At 73.8% G+C, this 18817-nt stretch carries 11 protein-coding genes; 10 read left to right on the top strand and 1 reads right to left on the bottom strand.

The features are described from left to right. Nucleotides 1–41: 41 nt before the first annotated feature. The gene (gene ppdK / locus CBP52_RS06910; RefSeq protein ID WP_094180355.1) at nt 42–2747 is read right to left on the bottom strand and encodes a pyruvate, phosphate dikinase; all 2706 of its coding nucleotides are present in this window, start codon (nt 2745–2747) and stop codon (nt 42–44) included. A gap of 407 nt (nt 2748–3154) precedes the next feature. Between ppdK and CBP52_RS06905 the strand changes: the two genes are divergently transcribed. The 10 genes from CBP52_RS06905 to CBP52_RS18180 all read left to right on the top strand — a co-directional run bounded on the left by CBP52_RS06905 (nt 3155) and on the right by CBP52_RS18180 (nt 18816). Further along, complete coding sequence (locus tag CBP52_RS06905) at nt 3155–4111, top strand: PhoH family protein (RefSeq protein ID WP_094182225.1); 957 nt, start codon at nt 3155–3157, stop codon at nt 4109–4111. Next, nucleotides 4108–4560 (top strand): rRNA maturation RNase YbeY, encoded by a 453-nt coding sequence (ybeY, locus tag CBP52_RS06900; RefSeq protein WP_094180354.1) that lies wholly within the window; start codon nt 4108–4110, stop codon nt 4558–4560. The genes CBP52_RS06905 and ybeY overlap by 4 nt, the downstream gene beginning before the upstream one ends. Next, entirely contained in the window at nt 4557–5843 is a 1287-nt protein-coding gene (locus tag CBP52_RS06895) for a hemolysin family protein (protein ID WP_094180353.1), read from the top strand. The genes ybeY and CBP52_RS06895 overlap by 4 nt, the downstream gene beginning before the upstream one ends. Next, nucleotides 5840–6772 (top strand): GTPase Era, encoded by a 933-nt coding sequence (gene era / locus CBP52_RS06890; protein ID WP_094180352.1) that lies wholly within the window; start codon nt 5840–5842, stop codon nt 6770–6772. Before CBP52_RS06895 ends, era begins: the two co-directional genes overlap by 4 nt. Nucleotides 6773–6879: 107 nt before the next feature. Continuing rightward, the gene (locus CBP52_RS06885) at nt 6880–8376 is read left to right on the top strand and encodes a S9 family peptidase (RefSeq protein WP_232514690.1); all 1497 of its coding nucleotides are present in this window, start codon (nt 6880–6882) and stop codon (nt 8374–8376) included. A 186-nt stretch (nt 8377–8562) separates the two neighbouring features. After that, a complete protein-coding gene (locus CBP52_RS06880) occupies nt 8563–9393 on the top strand; it encodes a PP2C family serine/threonine-protein phosphatase (protein WP_232514689.1) in 831 nt (276 codons plus the stop codon). Then, nucleotides 9390–11048, top strand: a complete 1659-nt coding sequence (locus CBP52_RS06875; RefSeq protein ID WP_094180349.1) for an FHA domain-containing protein — start codon at nt 9390–9392, stop codon at nt 11046–11048. Before CBP52_RS06880 ends, CBP52_RS06875 begins: the two co-directional genes overlap by 4 nt. A gap of 63 nt (nt 11049–11111) precedes the next feature. Continuing rightward, complete coding sequence (locus CBP52_RS06870) at nt 11112–12668, top strand: serine/threonine-protein kinase (protein WP_094180348.1); 1557 nt, start codon at nt 11112–11114, stop codon at nt 12666–12668. After that, nucleotides 12665–16660 (top strand): Ig-like domain-containing protein, encoded by a 3996-nt coding sequence (locus CBP52_RS17855; protein WP_198303541.1) that lies wholly within the window; start codon nt 12665–12667, stop codon nt 16658–16660. Before CBP52_RS06870 ends, CBP52_RS17855 begins: the two co-directional genes overlap by 4 nt. Then, a complete protein-coding gene (locus CBP52_RS18180) occupies nt 16648–18816 on the top strand; it encodes a fibronectin type III domain-containing protein (RefSeq protein WP_232514764.1) in 2169 nt (722 codons plus the stop codon). The genes CBP52_RS17855 and CBP52_RS18180 overlap by 13 nt, the downstream gene beginning before the upstream one ends. The last annotated feature ends 1 nt before the right edge of the window (nt 18817 follow it).

Genomic DNA, 18817 nt, shown 5'->3' with positions numbered 1-18817 from the left:
CCGTGCTCGTGCCCGGCGTCACCCCGCCGGGAAGGGGTCCGTCAGCGCGTGTCGCTCGCCGCCGCGACCGCGGAGCGACCGGCCTCGAGCCGCGCGACCGGCACCCGGAACGGGCTGCAGGACACGTAGTCCAGACCGACCGCGTGGAAGAACCGGATGCTCTCCGGGTCGCCGCCGTGCTCGCCGCATACGCCGAGGTGCAGGTCGGGCCGCACGGCGCGGCCCTCCTCGACCGCGATCTGCACGAGGCGCCCGACGCCGCGGGTGTCGACCGTCTCGAACGGGGAGACCGCGAGCACGCCGTTCGCGTTGTACTGCGGGAAGAACGCGCCCTCGACGTCGTCACGCGAGAAGCCCCACGTGGTCTGCGTCAGGTCGTTCGTGCCGAACGAGAAGAACTGCGCCTGCGTCGCGAGGCGGTCCGCGGTGAGCGCCGCACGCGGGAGCTCGATCATGCAGCCGACCGGCAGGTCGAGCGGCTGACCGGTCTCCTGCGACACGTCCGCCATGATCCGCAGCGCCTCGTCGCGCACGAGCCGCAGCTCCTGCACCGAGCCGACGAGCGGGACCATGATCTCGGGCCGTGGCGCGAGGCCGTCCGTGAGCAGCTGCGCGGCCGCCTCGCAGACCGCACGGATCTGCAGCGCGAACAGCCCGGGCACCACGAGCCCGAGGCGCACGCCACGCAGGCCGAGCATCGGGTTCGCCTCGTGCATGCGCCGTACGGCGGCGAGCAGGTGCAGGTCGTGCGGGTCGACCTCGCCGCGCGACTCGGCGAGCGCGACGCGCACCGAGAGCTCGGTCAGGTCGGGCAGGAACTCGTGCAGCGGCGGGTCGAGCAGCCGGATCGTCGTCGGCAACCCGTCCATGGCCCGCAGGATCCCGACGAAGTCCTCGCGCTGGACCGGCAGGAGCGCGTCGAGCGCGGCCTGGCGCTCGTCGTCGTCGGTCGCGAGGACCACCCGCTCGACGAGCACGCGACGGTCGCCCAGGAACATGTGCTCGGTGCGGCACAGCCCGATGCCCTGCGCACCGAGGCGGCGCGCGCGGGCGGCGTCCTCGGGCGTGTCGGCGTTCGCGCGCACGCCGAGGCGGCGGACGGCGTCGGCGTGCGTGAGGATCCGGTCGACCGCGACGACGAGCTCGGCCGTCTCCTCGTCCGCGGCCTCGGCGAGCGCGACGTCGAGACCGTCGTCGAGGTAGCGGCTCACGGGCGAGGGCTGCACGGGCACGGACCCGACGAAGATCTCGCCGGTGGTGCCGTCGATCGCGATGACGTCGCCCTCGTGCACGGTGCGCGGCCCCACGTGCAGGCGGCGGCCGGGGAGGTCGATGTCGAGCGCCTCGGCGCCGACCACGCACGTGCGGCCCATGCCGCGTGCGACGACCGCGGCGTGCGAGGTCTTGCCGCCGCGCGCGGTGAGCACGCCCACCGCGGCGATCATGCCGCCCAGGTCGTCCGGGTTGGTCTCTCGGCGGACGAGGACGACCTCCTTGCCCTCGGCGGCCCACTCCTGGGCCGTCTCCGCGTCGAACACCGCCATGCCGACGGCCGCACCCGGCGACGCGGCCATGCCGCGGGCGAGCAGGTCGCGCTCGGCGCCCGCGTCGAACTGCGGGAACAGCAGCTGGGACAGCTGCGCGCCGGTCACGCGGTCGAGCGCCTCGTCCATCGTGATGAGGTTCTCGTCGACGAGCTGCACGGCGACGCGGAACGCGGCGGGTGCGGTGCGCTTGCCGACGCGCGTCTGCAGCATCCAGAGCTTGCCGCGCTCGACCGTGAACTCGATGTCGCACAGGTCGCGGTAGTGGGTCTCGAGGCGGCGCATCGCGCGGCGCAGGTCCTCGTACGCCTCGGGGTCGAGCCGCTCGAGCTCGGTGAGTCCCGAGGTGTTGCGGATGCCCGCGACGACGTCCTCGCCCTGCGCGTTGGCGAGGTAGTCGCCGTACACGCCGGACCGGCCGGTGGCGGGGTCGCGCGTGAACGCGACGCCGGTGCCGGAGGTGGGGCCGAGGTTGCCGAACACCATCGCGCACACGTTCACCGCGGTGCCGAGGTCGTCCGGGATGCGCTCCTTGCGGCGGTACAGCCGTGCGCGCTCGGTGTTCCACGAGTTGAACACCGCGGTGATCGCGAGGTCCAGCTGCTCGCGCGGCGACTGCGGGAACTCGCGCCCCGTCTGCTCGCGGACGATGTCCTTGTACGCCCCGACGAGGTCACGCAGGTCGTCGGTGCCGAGCTCGACGTCCGAGCTGACGCCGCGGGCGGCCTTCGCCTTGTCGAGCGCGTCGGCGAACTCCTCACCCGGGATGCCGAGCACCGTGCGGCCGAACATCTGCACGAGCCGCCGGTAGGAGTCCCACGCGAAGCGCTCGTCGCCCGTGAACGCGGCGAGGCCGTGCACGGTCAGGTCGTTCAGACCGACGTCGAGGACGGTCTCCATCATCCCGGGCATCGAGAACTTCGCGCCCGAGCGGACCGAGACGAGCAGCGGGTCTGCCGGGTCGCCGAAGTGCCGCTGCATGGCGTCCTCGAGCCGCCGCATCGCCATGGTGACCTCGACGCGCAGCTCGGCCGGGACGTCGCCGTCGGCCATGTACTCGCGGCACGCCTGTGTCGTGATCGTGAACCCGGGCGGCACCGGCAGGCCCAGGCGGGTCATCTCCGCCAGTCCCGCACCCTTGCCACCGAGAAGGTCGCGGGCATCCTTGTCGCCCTCGCTGAAGTCCCATACGTAGCCGGCCACGGCTCCACCTCCTGGGAGTACGGCCGGGCGTCCTTGCCCGACCGCGAGTAGCTCACCCGAGCCCCGTCGCGCGGGTGACCCACCCAGTCTCGTCCCACCAGGCGGACGCCTCCACGGGACCAACGTCCGCCCTCGCCACCTGCTGCGACGCCGACCCCGCGGTTCCTCCGGCTCTCGCCGCCGATGCCCGGAGCAACCGCGGGGTCGGGGCCGGGGCGGGTCGGGGGCGGGGCTCGGGGCACGGGAGCCGCCGAGAGAGTCGGGGGTCGGGGACCGTAGGATGGGGCAGCAGACCACGACGAAGGAGCGACGGCGCACGCCGAGCACATGGCCGACCAGAACCCCGCCCGCGCGGCGCGAGCACCCCGGCGCCGCACACCGGCGCACCCGCGCTCGTCGAGCACCGCATCACCGTCCCGTCCGAGGTCTCGATGGTCGAGCTGCTCGGGCTGCGCGACGAGGTGCTCAAGGAGATCGAGTCCGGGTTCACCGGCATCGACGTGCACGTGCGCGGCAACGAGGTACGCCTCGCGGGTCCCGCGGGCGACGTCGCGCTGGTCACGCGCCTCGTCGACGAGCTCGTCGAGATGACCGCCGCGGGGACGCCGCTGACCCCGGACGTGGTGCGCCGCACGGTCGCGATGCTCAGCGCCGGGTCGCACGCGCGGCCGGCCGACATCCTGACGTTCAACATCCTGTCGACGCGCGGCAAGACGATCCGGCCGAAGACCGCCGGGCAGAAGGAGTACGTCGACGCGATCGACCGCAACACGGTCACGTTCGGGATCGGTCCCGCGGGCACCGGCAAGACGTACCTCGCGATGGCGAAGGCCGTGCAGGCGCTCAACGACCGCTCGGTCAACCGGATCGTCCTGACGCGCCCGGCGGTCGAGGCGGGGGAGCGCCTCGGGTTCCTGCCCGGCACGCTCGCCGAGAAGATCGACCCGTACCTGCGCCCGCTGTACGACGCGCTGCACGACATGGTCGACCCCGAGTCGATCCCGCGGCTGCTCGAGGCGGGGACCGTCGAGGTCGCGCCGCTCGCCTACATGCGCGGGCGCACCCTCAACGACTCGTTCATCATCCTGGACGAGGCGCAGAACACGTCCGTCGAGCAGATGAAGATGTTCCTCACCCGCCTCGGCTTCGGGAGCAAGGTCGTGGTGACGGGCGACGTCACGCAGGTCGACCTGCCGTCGGGCACGACGTCCGGCCTGCGGGTCGTCGAGCGCATCCTCGGCGACGTCGACGACGTGGCGTTCTGCCGGCTCTCGTCGTCCGACGTGGTCCGCCACCGGTTGGTGAGCGACATCATCGACGCGTACGCGCGCTGGGACGCAGACGGGAGCCACGACCGCCGATGAGCATCGAGGTCAACAACGAGACCGGGTTCGCGGTCGACGAGGCCGAGTTCGCGGCGCTCGCGCGGTACGTGCTCGACGAGATGCACGTGCACCCGCAGACGGACCTGTCGATCATGCTGGTCGACACGGACGTCATGACCGAGCTGCACGTCAAGTGGATGGACGAGCCCGGGCCGACCGACGTGCTGTCCTTCCCGATGGACGAGCTGCGGCCCGGCCGCGAGGGCGACGTGACCCCCGCGGGTCTGCTCGGCGACGTGGTGCTGTGCCCCGAGGTCGCCGCGCAGCAGGCGGTCGCCGCGGGCCACTCGACGGTCGAGGAGCTGTTGCTGCTCACGACGCACGGGATCCTGCACCTGCTCGGGTTCGACCACGCGGAGCCCGAGGAGGAGAAGGAGATGTTCGGCCTGCAGCGCCGGCTCCTGCTGACCTTCCTGGCCGGCCGGTGAACGACGAGCCGGTCGCGCTCCTCGTCGTCGTCGCCGTCCTGGGCTGGGTGCTCGCGGCGGCCCTGTCGGCGGGGGAGGTCGCGGTGCAGCGCGTCACGCGCGCCGCGGTCACCGAGCTGGTCGCGCGTCGCCACCCCGCCGCCGACCGGATCCTCGGGCTCGTCGAGCACCCGCAGCGCGTGGCCTCCGCCGCGGCGTTCTTCCGCCTCGTCGTCGAGGTGCTCGCGACCGTGTGCCTCACGATCGTCGTCGCCGCCAGCGAACTGCCGTGGTGGGGCGTGCTGCTCGGCGGTCTCGCTCTCGGCGTCGTGTTCGCCTACCTGGTGGTGCGCGTCAGCCCCCGCACGATCGGCCGGCGCCACCCCGTGCGCGTGCTGACCACCCTGTCGCGGCTGCTGGCCGTCGTGGCCGCCGCCGGCCCGCTCGCGCGGCGCACCACCTCGGCGCGCGGCGTCACGGACGACGACGAGGCCGAGCTGCGCGACATGGTGCAACGCGTGAGCGAGTCCGAGGCGATCGAGGACGACGACCGCGAGCTGTTCCGCTCGGTGCTGTCGCTCGGCGACACGCTCACGCGTGAGGTCATGGTGCCGCGCACCGACATGGTCGTGACGCAGGCCGACACGCCGCTGCGCAAGGCGCTCGCGCTGCTGCTGCGCTCCGGGTTCTCGCGGGTGCCGGTCGTGGGGGAGTCGGTCGACGACCTGCGCGGCGTGCTCTACCTCAAGGACGTCGTGCGGCGGATCTCCGTCGCGGACGCCCAGGGCGACGACGAGGACCCGCTCGACGCGCCCGCCGAGGCGCTCGCGCGGCCCGCCGTGTTCGTGCCCGAGTCGAAGCCCGTCGACGACCTGCTGCGCGAGCTGCAGGAGGGCTCCTCGCACATCGCGATGGTCGTCGACGAGTACGGCGGCATCGCCGGGCTGGTGACCATCGAGGACGCGCTCGAGGAGATCGTCGGCGAGCTCACCGACGAGCACGACCCGAGCGCGCCCGTCGTGGAGGACCTCGGCGACGGTGTGTACCGCGTGCCTGCCCGTCTGGGCCGCGACGAGCTCGGCGAGCTGTTCGGGCTCGAGGTCGACGACGAGGACGTGGACTCCGCGGGCGGCCTGCTGACCAAGGCGCTCGGCAAGGTCCCGCTGCCGGGGTCGTCGGGCGAGATCCACGGGCTGCACCTGGTGGCCGAGAAGGTCGAGGGTCGCCGCCGGCGGCTCGCGACCGTGCTGGTGAGTCGCGTCGAACGGGACGACGACCCCGAGGACGAGGACGAGACACGATGAACGACACCCCCGCGGCACCCTTCCGGTCCGGGTTCGCCTGCTTCGTCGGGCGGCCCAACGCCGGCAAGTCGACGCTGACCAACGCGCTCGTCGGCCAGAAGGTCGCGATCACCTCCGGACGACCGCAGACGACCCGGCACACGATCCGGGGCATCGTGCACCGCGACGACGCGCAGCTCGTGCTCGTCGACACCCCCGGCCTGCACCGCCCGCGCACCCTGCTCGGCGAGCGGCTCAACGACCTGGTCAAGGACACGCTGACCGAGGTCGACGTCGTCGGGTTCTGCCTCCCGGCCGACCAGAAGGTCGGGCCCGGGGACCGGTTCATCGCCGAGCAGCTCACGGACATGGCGCGCGACGGCCGGGGCACGCCCGTGGTCGCGGTCGTGACGAAGGCCGACCTGGTCTCGCGCCAGCGGCTCGCGGAGCACCTGCTCGCGGTGCAGTCGCTCGGGGACTGGGCCGACATCGTGCCCGTGTCCGCGGTCGGCGGGTACCAGGTCGACGTCCTGGCGGACGTGCTCGTCGGGCACCTGCCCGCCGGGCCCGCGCTGTACCCGGACGGTGAGCTCACCGACGAGCCCGAGGACGTCATGGTCGCCGAGCTCGTGCGCGAGGCCGCCCTCGAAGGCGTGCGCGACGAGCTGCCGCACTCGCTCGCGGTCGTCGTCGAGGAGATCGTCCCGCGCGAGACGCCCGCCGCCGACGGCACGCCCATGCTCGACGTGCGCGTCAACCTGTACGTCGAGCGCGACAGCCAGAAGGCGATCGTCATCGGCCGGGGCGGCGCGCGGCTGCGCGACGTCGGCAGCGAGGCGCGTCGCGGCATCGAGGTGCTGCTGGGCGCGCGGGTCTACCTCGACCTGCACGTGAAGGTCGCCAAGGACTGGCAGCGTGACCCCAAGCAGCTCGGCCGGCTGGGCTTCTGAGGGCTGCGCAGGAAGGGACGAGAGCCACGACCGCCACCAGGATCCCGCCGACGGGCACGGAGCACGTTCGGCACCGGGACGAGCACCTGCTCACCGGGCCGTACCGCGTGCTCGCGAGCACCGTGCTCGGCGTCGTCGTGCTCGCCGTGCTCGGCGCCGTCATGGGGCCGCAGTGGGACCCCGTGCCGCTCACCGACCCGCTCACGGTCGAGACGTCGTCGACCGCGATCGGTCAGGCCCCCGCGACCGAGCACCACGACGTGCGCCGCGAGGTCGTCTCGGTGCAGCTCGACGGCGCGACCGTCGAGGCCCAGCTCACCGTGCCGGTCGGGCTGAGCGGGCCCGCGCGCGCGGTGGTCTTCGTGCACGGCGCCGGGACCGGGACGTACTCCGACGCGTTCCACGAGCAGGCGCGCGCGCTCGCCGAGGCCGGTGTGGTCACGCTCGTGCCGAACAAGCGGCTCGACACGTACACGTTGCGGCACCGCGACTACGTGGCGATGGCCGACGACTACGCGCGCTCCGTCGCCTACCTGCGCTCCCTGCCGGAGGTGGACCCCGAGCGGGTCGGCGTGTACGCGGAGAGCGAGGGCGCCTGGATCGCGCCAGTCATGGCCGCGCAGGACCCCGGCCTCGAGTTCGTCGTGCTCGTCTCCGCGCCGGTCGTCCCGCCGCGCCAGCAGGCCGCGTTCGCGGCCGACGCGTACCTGCGCGCGACCGGCGTGCCGCACGGCGTGTTCCGCGCCATCCCGCGCGCGGTCGGCATGGCGATCCCCGGCGGCGGCTTCGAGTACGTCGACTTCGACGCGACGTCCTACCAGCGCCGCCTGACCCAGCCCGTGCTCATGGTCTACGGCACCGGGGACTCGTCGATGCCGATCGTCCAGGGCGCCGTCCAGGTGATCCGTGACGCCGCGATCGCGGGGAACAGCGACGTCACGGTGCGGTACTACGAGGGTGCGTCGCACGGGATCCGGGTCGACGACCGGATCGTGCCCGCGTTCCTGCACGACATGACCGGCTGGGTCGTCGGACTGCCCGGCACGGCCGGCGCCAGCCCGAAGATCGCGGGCGACCAGCCCAACCAGACGTTCCTCGCGATGCCCGTGCCCGAGCCGCGCTGGCTGCACAACGGCGACGTCGTGGCGGTCACGATCATCGCGTCCTGCGCCGTCGTGCTGCTCGCGGGCCTCGTCGTGCCCGTCTCGCGCGGCGCCGAGCTCGCCGCGGTCCGTCGCGGCGGTCAGCGGTCCGGGCGCCGGTTCGCGCCGGGCGTGGCCCGGTGGACGGCGGCGCTCGGCGCCGGTGCGGTCGTCACCACCGTCGCGTTCGTCTGGTACATCCTCGTGATCGCCCGGCTCGCGCTCGACTACTCGAGCAACGGGCTCGTCGTCACGGGCCTGTGGCTCGCGATCCGCGTCGTCGGCGTGCTCGTCGTCGCCGTCGCGTGCCTGCTGTCCCGCTCGATCGTGCGCAACCGCGCGCAGCACGTGCCGATCGCGCCCGGCGCCGCGCGCACCGTCGCGCTCGTCGGGGTGGTCGGCGCGTCCGCCGTCCTGCTCGTCGTGCTCGCCTACTGGGGTGTGTACCAGCTGGGCATCTAGGATGCCCCGAGCGATCAGGTCGACACCGGACGATCGACCGCCTTTCGGGCGGTGATACTCCAGCGCCGCCCTGGTGAGGCACCATGTGGGGGCCGCCACCCGGCGGCCCGGCACCATTCGAGGCGGAGAGGGGCTCGCGTGCGAACGTCGTGGGGTTCTGCGACCGATCGCGGTCTCATCCGTGAGGTGAACGAGGACGCGCTGCTGGCCTACCCGCCGGTGTTCCTGGTCGCCGACGGCATGGGCGGTCACGACGCGGGGGACCTCGCGAGCCGCATCGCGGTCGAGGAGTTCGCGCAGCTCGCCGGCCAGAGCGCCGCGACCGCGGACGACATCCACTCGTGCTTCTCGCGCACGTCCGCGCGCATCCGGGGCGAGTTCACCGGCGGCCGTCAGGGCGGGACGACGGTCGCGGGCGTCGCGGTCACGGTGCACGACGACACGGCCTACTGGCTCGTGTTCAACGTGGGCGACTCGCGCGTGTACCGGTGGGCCGAGGACACGCTCGAGCAGGTCAGCGTCGACCACTCCGTGGTCCAGGAGCTGCTGGACCAGGGCCGGATCGAGCCCGCCGATGCCGACACGCACCCCGAGCGGCACGTGCTGACGCGCGCGCTCGGCACGGGCGACGAGCCCGAGCCCGACTACTGGCTGCTGCCCGCCGGGCTCCACGACCGGCTCCTGATCTGCACCGACGGCCTGACCCGTGAGCTCGGGGACGGCGAGATCGAGGCCGTCCTGTCGCAGGTGGCCGACGCGCAGGACGCGGCCAACGAGCTCGTCCGCCGCTCGCTCGACGCGGGCGCCCGCGACAACGTCAGCGCGGTCGTCGTGGACGTCGCCACGTCCGTCGGTGCGCTCGACGACGTGCACATCACCGTCCCCCGCGCGGGCTCGCAGCTCGGCCCGCACCTGTGGGACGAGATGCTGCACGGCGCGACGGTGCCCCGCGCCCGCCGCTCGTCCACGCAGGCGCCCGGCGCCGGCGACCCGTCGTCCGAGGAGGTCACGTCATGAGCGTCCCCGAGTACCTGCCCGGCCGGTGGACGGCCGTGTCGCGCCCCGGGTTCGTGGCGCTGCTCGGCCCGACCGCCGCGCCCGCCACCGCTCGCGCGGTGTGGGAGGCGTCGCCGGACGGTCTGCTCGCGGCGCTCGTCGTGCTGGCCCGCAACGGGTTCGCGGGGCTCCCCGCCTTCGCGCTCGTGCACCTCGACGGCGACCGCGCGCACCTCGCGCTGCGCGGCGACGTCACCGCCGAGGTCGGCACCGCCTCCGGTCCGCGCACGCTGCGGTCGGGGGACGTGGGCACGTGGAGCGAGCAGGTCGTGGAGGACGTCACCTGGGTGCGGCTGCTGGGCGACGACGCGTCCGACGAGGGGACGCCGCTGCCGCTCGCGGACGGGGTCGCGTCCGGGTCGGTGCTCAGCGTCGTGCTCGTCGAGGGCGCCGACGAGGTCCCCGACGACGAGGCCCCGGACGACGAGGCGCGCGACGGGGCGACCGGCGCGGTCGCCGTGGGGGCCGGCGACGAGCCGACCCCGGACCCGGCCGCGCAGCCCGGCTCCGAGCCGGCCGTCGAGCCCGTCGTCGAGCCCGCTGCGGAGCGCGTCGTCGAGCCCGCTCCCGAGCCCGCCGTCGAGCCGGACGACGTCGTCATCGAGGCGCCGCCGGCGCCGCTCGCGCCCACCTCGCCGGTGCTGCCCCCGCCCGGAGCCCCGATCCTCGGCGCCCCGCTGGACGAGCCGGTCGAGGTGCCCGCGCAGCGCACCGAGCCCGACGCGCCGGCCGCCGCCGAGACCGCGGCGACCGGCACGGACGCCCTCGAGCAGGAGGCCGCCGACGAGGCCGCCGCCGACGAGACCGCCGCTGACGAGGGTGACGACGAGGCTGCTCCCGACGAGGCCGCGCACGAGGGCCCCCGCGGCGGGGCCGGTGCGGACGAGAGCGGGTCCGCCGAGGGCCGGGACGCGGCGCAGCGCGCCGACGCGCAGCCCGGCGACGCCCCGACCGACGCGACCCCGACCCACGTCAGCCCGGTGGTGCCCGACGTCCCGGCGGTCCCGGACCTCCCCGTGCTCCCGGCGCCGCCCGCTCCCGAGCCGGTGCCCGCGCTCGTCGCGCTGGGCACCCCCGAGGCCGACGTCGAGTCGACCGTCGACGACGTCCGCACGCTCGTCGGGCCCGCGTCGCAGGACGACCACGACGGTCTGACGATCCTGTCGTCGGACCTCGCGCAGATCCGCGAGCAGCTGCCCGCGTGGGCGGCCCAGTGGCCGCAGGAGGGCGCGACGCCCGGCCCGTTCACGGTCCCCGAGCCGGTGGTCCAGCCCGACCCGCCGCGGCTCGTGCTGTCGACCGGCGTGGAGGTCACGCTCGACCGGACCGTGCTGCTCGGGCGCGCGCCGCAGGTCGCGCGCGTGACGAACCGCGAGCTCCCGCGCCTGGTCGCGGTGCCCAGCCCGCAGCAGGACATCTCGCGCACGCACGCCGAGGTCCGCGCCGAGGGCGAGCACGTGCTCGTCACGGACCTGCACTCGACCAACGGCGTGCACGTCACGCGGCAGGGCGAGGGCGCGCGCCGCCTGCACCCGGGCGAGGCGAGCGTCGTCGTGCCGGGCGAGGTCGTCGACCTCGGTGACGGCGTGACGTTCACGGTGGAGGCCGGGCGGTGACGGTCACGGCATGACTTCCCTCACCACGGCACGCGCCGACGCGCGCTGCGCGGGTGCGCGCCGATGACCGCGAGACGCGAGGCGTCGGCACCGCCCACGCTGCCCGGGTACGCGCACGTGCGGACCCTCGGCCTCGGCGGCTTCGCTGACGTCTTCCTGTACCGGCAGGAGCTGCCGCGACGTGAGGTCGCGGTCAAGGTGCTGCTCGCGGGCAGCCTGGACGACGAGGTGCGCGCCCGGTTCCAGACCGAGGCCAACCTCATGGCCCAGCTGTCGCACCACCCGTCGATCGTCACGGTCTACCAGGCCGCGATCGCGTCGGACGGACGGCCGTACCTGGTCATGGAGTACTGCTCGCGGCCGGGGCTCGCGGAGCGGTACCGCTCCGAGCGGATCGCGGTGCCGGAGGTGCTGCGCATCGGCGTGCGCCTGGCGTCGGCCGTCGAGACCGCGCACCGCGCGGGCATCCTGCACCGGGACATCAAGCCCGCGAACGTCCTCACCACGGACTTCGGCTGGCCCGCGCTGACGGACTTCGGCATCGCCGCGACCACGGGGCAGGGCGCCGGGGCGACGGTCGGGATGTCGATCCCGTGGTCGCCCCCCGAGCTGCTCGCGGAGCACCCGCACGGCGACGAGCGGTCCGACGTGTACTCGCTCGCGGCGACCCTCTACTCGCTGCTCGCGGGCCGCACGCCGTTCGAGATCCCGGGCGGGCAGAACGGGGCGCAGCAGCTCGTCGCGCGCATCGAGCGCGCGCCGCTGCCGCCCACGGGCCGCGACGACGTGCCCGCGGACCTGCAGGCGGTGCTCGAGCGCGCGATGGCGAAGGTGCCCGAGCTCCGGCACCCGTCGGCCGCCGCGCTGGGCCGCGCGCTGCAGCAGATCGAGGCGGACCTGCGCCTGCCCGTCACGCCGCTGGACCTGCTGGACGAGGGCGTCGTCGAGCCCGCGGCACCGCAGTCCGACAGCGGCGCCGCGGACGCGACGCGGCTGCGCTCGATCGTCGAGATCTCGTCGGCCCCGCCGGCCGCCGCCACCGACGACGCCCAGACGCGCGTGCGGGGCCCGGTCACGGTCCAGCACGACGCCCAGCACGACCTCCAGCACGGCCCCCAGCCGGTGGGACCCGGCTTCCTCGCGCCGCCCCCCGCACCGCCGCAGCCGGTGCCCCTGGGGGAGGTCGAGCACGACGAGGCGCCCGCGCGCGGCCGCACCGTCGCGGCGCTCGTCTCGGGTGCTGTCGTGCTCGCCGCGCTGGCCGTGGTCGCCGCCGCGGCACTGGGCGGTGGGGACCCCGAGCCACGCCCGGGGGACACGGACTTCGCCCCGACTGACGGGACGGCCGTCGAGGCGGTCGTCCCCGCGCCGCACTCGCTCGAGGGCGTGCGCGACGCGTCGGGGGCCGTGACGTTTTCCTGGGTGAACCCTGACCCCAAGCCGGACGACCACTACCTGTGGGGGGTGCTGAAGGTGACCGGACAGCCGGAGCTGGAGGTGGTCGACGAGCCCACCGTGACGATCCCCGCCGCGCGAGCCGGGGACGAGGTGTGCGTCGAGGTGTCGATCGTGCGCGCCGACCGGCGCGCGTCCGCCAAGCCCGCGCAGGCCTGCGCATGAGGGGCCTGACGTCGCGTCGCAACGTGACGACCGCCGCGGCGGCCGTGACGGTCCCCGCCGTCGTCGCGGTGCTCGCGCTGCTGAACCCGGGCTTCCCGCTCGCGCGCGTGGAGCTCAACGACGGTGCGGTCTGGCTCACGGCCACGCAGGAGCAGAAGCTCGGCCGCTACAACGTGCAGGTCGACGAGCTGAACGCCGGGCTCGTCGCCGAGCAGGGCACGTTCGACGTGCTCCAGGACGGCGCCGACGTGGTGCTCGTGGAGCCCGGCCGGATCTCGGTCGTCGACCCCGCATCGGTGTCGCTCACCACGCAGGTCGCCGCGGCGGGGGTGCAGCCGTCGTTGCGGCAGGACTCGGCGGTGTCGATGACGGCGGGCGTCCTGTCGCTCGTCGACGCCGAGGGCGGGCTGCACGTGCGCGCGCTGTCGGACCTCGACTCGATGCGGCCGGGGGAGGGGGAGCCCGACGCCGAGCTGGGTCGTGGCGCTCGCGCGGTCGTCGGGACGGACGGCGTCGCTTACGGGGTCGCCGCCGACGGTGCGGTCACCGAGGTCGGCGTCGCGGGCGGTGACGCGCGCGTCTCGCAGGACGGCTCGTTGGGCGAGGGTGAGCTGGACCAGCTCACCGCCGTCGGCGACGAGCCCGTGGGCCTGCGCGGCAGCACGGTGGTCACACGGCACGGCTCGGTCGAGCTGACCGGCACCAACCTCACGCTCCAGCAGCCCGGGCCGGCGTCGTCGCGCGTGCTCGTCGCGAGCGACACCGCGCTGGTCGAGGTGCCGCTGGACGGGGGGTCGCCGATCGAGCACCCGTCGAACGGCTCGGGCAAGCCCGCCGCGCCCGTGCAGGTCGGCAGCTGCGCGCACGGCGCATGGGCGTCCGCGCAGGGCTCCTACCAGCGGTTGTGCGACGGTGCGGCCCCCGTGGAGCTCGCGCTCGAGGACATGTCCGCGCAGGACGCGCTCGTCTTCCGGGTGAACCGGTCGCAGGTGGTGCTCAACGACGCCGTGCGCGGCCGGGTCTGGGAGCCGCAGGAGGACACCGAGCTGCGGACCCTGAACTGGGAGGACATCAAGCAGAAGAAGGACCCGGAGTCCACGGACGACAAGAACGAGTCGGAGGTCAGCTCGAGCGAGCTGCAGGCCGAGTGCTCCGCCGAGACCGCGCCGCCCGTCGCGAAGGACGACACGTTCGGCGTGCGCCCGGGCCGGACGACGGTGCTGCCGGTGCTCGCGAACGACTCCTCGTCCGACTGCGGCATCCTCGTCGTCAGCGAGTTCGAGTCCCAGAAGGTGCCGACCGAGTTCGGCAGCGTCCGGTCGATCTACGGCGGGCGGGCGTTGCAGGTCGAGGTCGACGGCGACGCCGGCGGCTCCGTCGAGTTCTCCTACACGATCGAGGACGGCCGGGGGACGTCCGCGCCGTCGACCGCGACCGTCACGCTCGAGGTCCACGGTGACGGCGACAACACCGCGCCCGTCGAGGACCGTCGCGGTGCGATGGAGGTCGAGCAGGGCGGACAGGCGCGCTACGACGCGCTCGCGAACTTCCACGACCCCGACGGCGACGACATGGTGCTCGTCGGCGCCACGACGGACGCGTCGATCGGGACGGTGCGCTTCCGCCAGGACGGGACCATCACGTTCCGGGCGGACGGCGGCAAGCTCGGCCGGGCGACCGTCACGGTCCTGGTCTCCGACGGCTCGTCGCTCGAGCCCACGGCGGGCACGATCGAGGTCGACGTGCGTTCCGCGGGCTCCCTCGCCCCGCAGATCGACCCCGTGCACGCGGTCACCTACGTGGACCAGCCGGTGCTGCTCGAGCCGCTCGACGCGGTGCGCTCGACGGGCGCCGAGCCCGCGCGGCTCGCATCGGTCGAGGAGGTCACCGGCGCCACCATCACCACGGACCTGCAGGCCGGCACGTTCACGTTCGCCGCGCCGCGCACCGGCTCGTACTACGTGAAGTTCGTGATCGCCGCCCCGCCGCAGCAGGCGACCGGACTCGCGCGCATCGACGTGCGGGAGTGGCCCAAGGAGGCCGAGCCGCCGGTCGCGGTGCGTGACCGGGCGTTCCTGCCCGCGGGCGGCGAGGTCACGATCGACCCGCTCGCCAACGACTCGGACCCCGCCGGTGGGCTGCTCGTGCTGCAGTCGGTCGACACCGCCGACGCGGACGGCCTCAGCGTCGCGATCCTCGACCACCACCTCGTCCAGATCCGTTCCGAGCGCACGCTCGACCGCGTGGTCGTCCTGCCGTACACGATCTCGAACGGCAGCAAGACCGCCACCGGCCAGATCGTCGTGCAGCCCGTGCCACCGACGTCGTCGACCCAGCCGCCCGTCGTCGAGCCGATCGAGGCGACGGTCCGCACGGGTGGCGTGGTCACCATCCCCGTGCTCGAGAACGCCTACGACCCCGACGGTGACGCGCTCACGCTGCGCCGCGCGCTGGTCGAGGAGCTCGGGGAGGGCGAGGGGCTGATGTTCGTCTCGGGCGACGTCCTGCGCTACCAGGCGCCGTCCAAGCCGGTCACCGCGCGTGCGGTGTTCGAGGTCGAGGACTCGACCGGCGCGGTGACGGCAGCGGCCGTGACGGTGCGCGTGCACGAGTCCGACCCGTCGTCGAAGGCGCCGCCGCAGCCCCGCGACCTCGAGGCGCGCGTGTTCGCGGGCGAGGTCGTGCGCATCGACGTGCCGCTCATCGGCATCGACCCCGACGGCGACGGCGTCGCGCTGCTCGGGCTCGCGAGCGGGACGACGAAGGGACGCGTGCGCGCCGTCGGGCCGGACTGGATCGAGTACGAGGCGTACGCCGACTCGACCGGCACCGAGGAGTTCCAGTACGCCGTCGAGGACTGGGTCGGCCAGCGCGCGGTGGGGACCATCCGCGTCGGCATCAGCCCACGTCCGAGCGACGCGGCCGCCGTGGTCGCGCGCGACGACGAGGTGACGATCCGGCCCGGTGAGCGCATCGAGGTCCGCGTGCTCGCCAACGACGTCGACAACTCCGGTGACGAGCTGACGCTCGCAGGCATCGAGGCCGACGAGGGCGTCGACGCCGTGATCAACGGCCGCCGCGTCGTGGTGACGGCGCCCGACGAGGAGACCGTGCTGCAGATCCTGTACACGGTGACGAACTCGCGCGGCGGGCAGGACTCCGCGGTGCTGACCGTCCGGGTGACCGCGGACGCCGCCGTGCTGCCGCCGGTCGCGGAGGACGTCGTCGTGCCCGCGACCGAGACGTTCGGGCTCACCGAGGTCGTCGTCGACGTGCTCGCGACCGCCCAGAACCCCAGCGGACCGGAGAGCGACCTCGACGTCCGGATCCCGGCGTCCGTCGCGTCGGTCGCGAAGGTCACGGGCGACCGCAAGGTGCTGGTCACGCTGTCCGACCAGACGCAGACCCTGCCGTTCGAGCTCGTCAACGTGCGCGACCCCGAGCGGGCCAACGCCTTCGCGTTCATCACGGTCCCCCGCTCGGCTTCATCCGCCCGTCGCTGCGCCCGGGCGCCCCGGCGCTGCGCGTCGCGTCCGGCGAGACGCTCACGATCGAGCTCGAGGAGCAGATCAAGGTCGCGCAGGGCCGTCAGCCGTCGGTCGGCGACCCGCTCGAGGTCTCCGCGACGCGAGGCACCGTCAAGATCGCGAAGGACGGCCGGTCGGTCACGTTCACGCCGGCCGACGAGTACTCCGGACCGGCGTCGGTCACGATGCCCGTCACCGACGCGACGTCCGCGAACGACACGTCGGCGCGGACGGCCTACCTCACGCTGCCCATCGAGGTCTTCGCGGTCGACAACCACCCGCCGTCGTTCCTGTCGTCCGCCGTCGAGGTGGCGCCGGGCGACCCGGCGAAGACCGTCGACCTGCGCGCGTTCACGCAGACCCCGGAGGGCACCGAGCCCGCGGAGGGTCGGTACACGTACGCGATCTCCGGTGCCGTGCCCGCCGGCTTCAAGGCGACGGTCGACGGCTCGATGCTGGCCGTGAGCGCGGACTTCGCAACCGACAAGGGCACGCGCGGCGTGCTCCAGCTCACGATCGGGTACGGGCGCGCGGGCAAGCTCGACGCCCAGATCGACCTGCGCGCGATCGCGAGCACCCGGCCCAAGGCGAAGGTGCTCGACTGGACGGTCGAGAAGGCCGAGGAGGGCAAGGCCGAGACGCTCGACGTGCTCGAGGGCGCGTTCAACCCCTTCGCACCCGAGCCCCTGCGCGTGGTCGGTGCCACCGTCGAGTCCGGTCAGGGCACGGCCGCCGCGACGGCGTCGCGGGTCACGGTCACCCCGGCGGAGGGCTTCATCGGCACGCTCGTGGTGCGCTACCGCGTGCGTGACGTGATCGACGAGGCCGACCGTGAGGTCGACGGCCGCGTGACGCTCAAGGTCCGCGGGGTGCCGGACCAGCCCACCGCGCCCAAGGTCGTCGAGTCCCGCGACCAGACGGTCGTCCTGTCGTGGACGGCGCCCGACAGCCGCGGCGCGGCGATCACGGGGTACCGCCTGACGACGAAGGGCGGGCTGTCGACGACGTGCAAGTCGACGACGTGCACGTTCGACGGGCTGACCAACGCGCAGACGTACACGTTCACCGTGGCGGCCCAGAACGAGGTCGGCTGGTCGCAGGAGAGCGCACCGTCCGGTGAGGCCGTGCCCGACGCCGTGCCCGACGCGCCCACGCGCGTCGACGTGGAGGCGTTCGGCGACGGGTGGCTGCGGTGGAGCTGGCCGGCAGCGGCCTCGCGGGGCTCGTCGATCACGAAGTACGACGTGCAGATCTCGCCCACGCCGCCGAGCGGTGGGGCGACGCGCACGTCGACGACCACCGGCATCAAGATCGGCGGGCTGGAGAACGGCACCGCGTACTCGGTCCGGGTCCGGGCGTACAACGACCTCGAGACGCCGAGCCCGTGGTCGCCCTCCTCGGGCCCGGAGACGCCTGCGGGCCCACCGAGCGCGCCCACGGGACTCACCGCGACGCGGACGGACACGGCACTGGGTGAGCAGATCGACGTGTCGTGGCAGGAACCGGCCGACGACAACGGGGACGACGTCCAGGGCTACGCGGTCGTCGTCTCGGACGGCGGCAGCACGCGCACGCTCGACGCCGGGACGAGCAGGTCGCTCGCGTTCAAGGCTCAGAACGGCGTGGAGTACACGTTCCAGGTGAAGGCACGGAACAAGGCGGACTGGGGCCCGCTCTCGTCCCCGGTCTCGGCGAAGGCGTACGGGCGTCCGACGGCGCCCACGCTCGCAGTGCCCACGACCCCGCCGGGCACCGGAACCGTGCGGCTGACCTGGGAGCGCTCGGACGACCGTGGCGCGCGCGTCACGTACGAGATCTACGACGACGGCTCCAAGATCGGGACGACGGACGGCACGTCGTTCGAGCACACCGGCCTGGCAGGTGGCTCGTCGCACACCTACAAGGTCCGCGCGACCAACGACGCCGGCTCGGCCGACAGCAACGAGCGGACCGCGCGGCCGACCACCCGCCCCGGCAAGGCGTCGAAGCTCGACATCCGCGTCGCGACCCGGGGGGACAACAACCGTCCGGAGAGCGTCGACCTGTCGTGGGACGCGGCGGACAGCGGCGGAGCCGAGTCGGTCACGTACGCCTGGACCTTGACGGCGAACGGCGGCCGGGAGCGCCGCGGGGAGACCAAGTCGGGCTCGGTGACGGGGGTCGACATCTCCAACTGGGTCGCGTACTCAGGGACGCGCCTCACGCTGACCGTCACGGCCATCACGCGCGTCGACTCGACGGACCTCGTGGGCGACCCCGAGTCGATCTCGCCCGAGTTCGGGTGGGGCGACCCTCCCACTGCGCCGCTGAACGTCCAGCTGAGTGTCGATCCGGAGGCGGACAAGGTCGTCGCGACCTGGGCACCCCCGTCGTCGGACGGCGGCGTGCAGCTCGACGACTACCGCTACTGCTGGTACGTCGACGGCAAGTTCGAGTCATGCGGTGCCACGAAGTCGACGTCCACGGAGCGTTGGTTCAACAACCTGGGGCTCAACGGATCGCGCAAGTACGACGTCAAGCTCGTAGTGGTCGCGCGGAACTGGAAGGGCGAGTCACCCGAGGCCTCCGCGGAGATCGTCGTCGACCTGTCGCCGGCGCCGGATCCGACCCCCACCCCCTAGC

It is taken from the genome of Cellulomonas sp. PSBB021 (genome assembly GCF_002240455.1).
Taxonomy (GTDB): domain Bacteria; phylum Actinomycetota; class Actinomycetes; order Actinomycetales; family Cellulomonadaceae; genus Cellulomonas; species Cellulomonas uda.
Note: the sequence above shows the minus strand (reverse complement) of the source record. Positions and strands in the feature narration are given on the sequence as shown.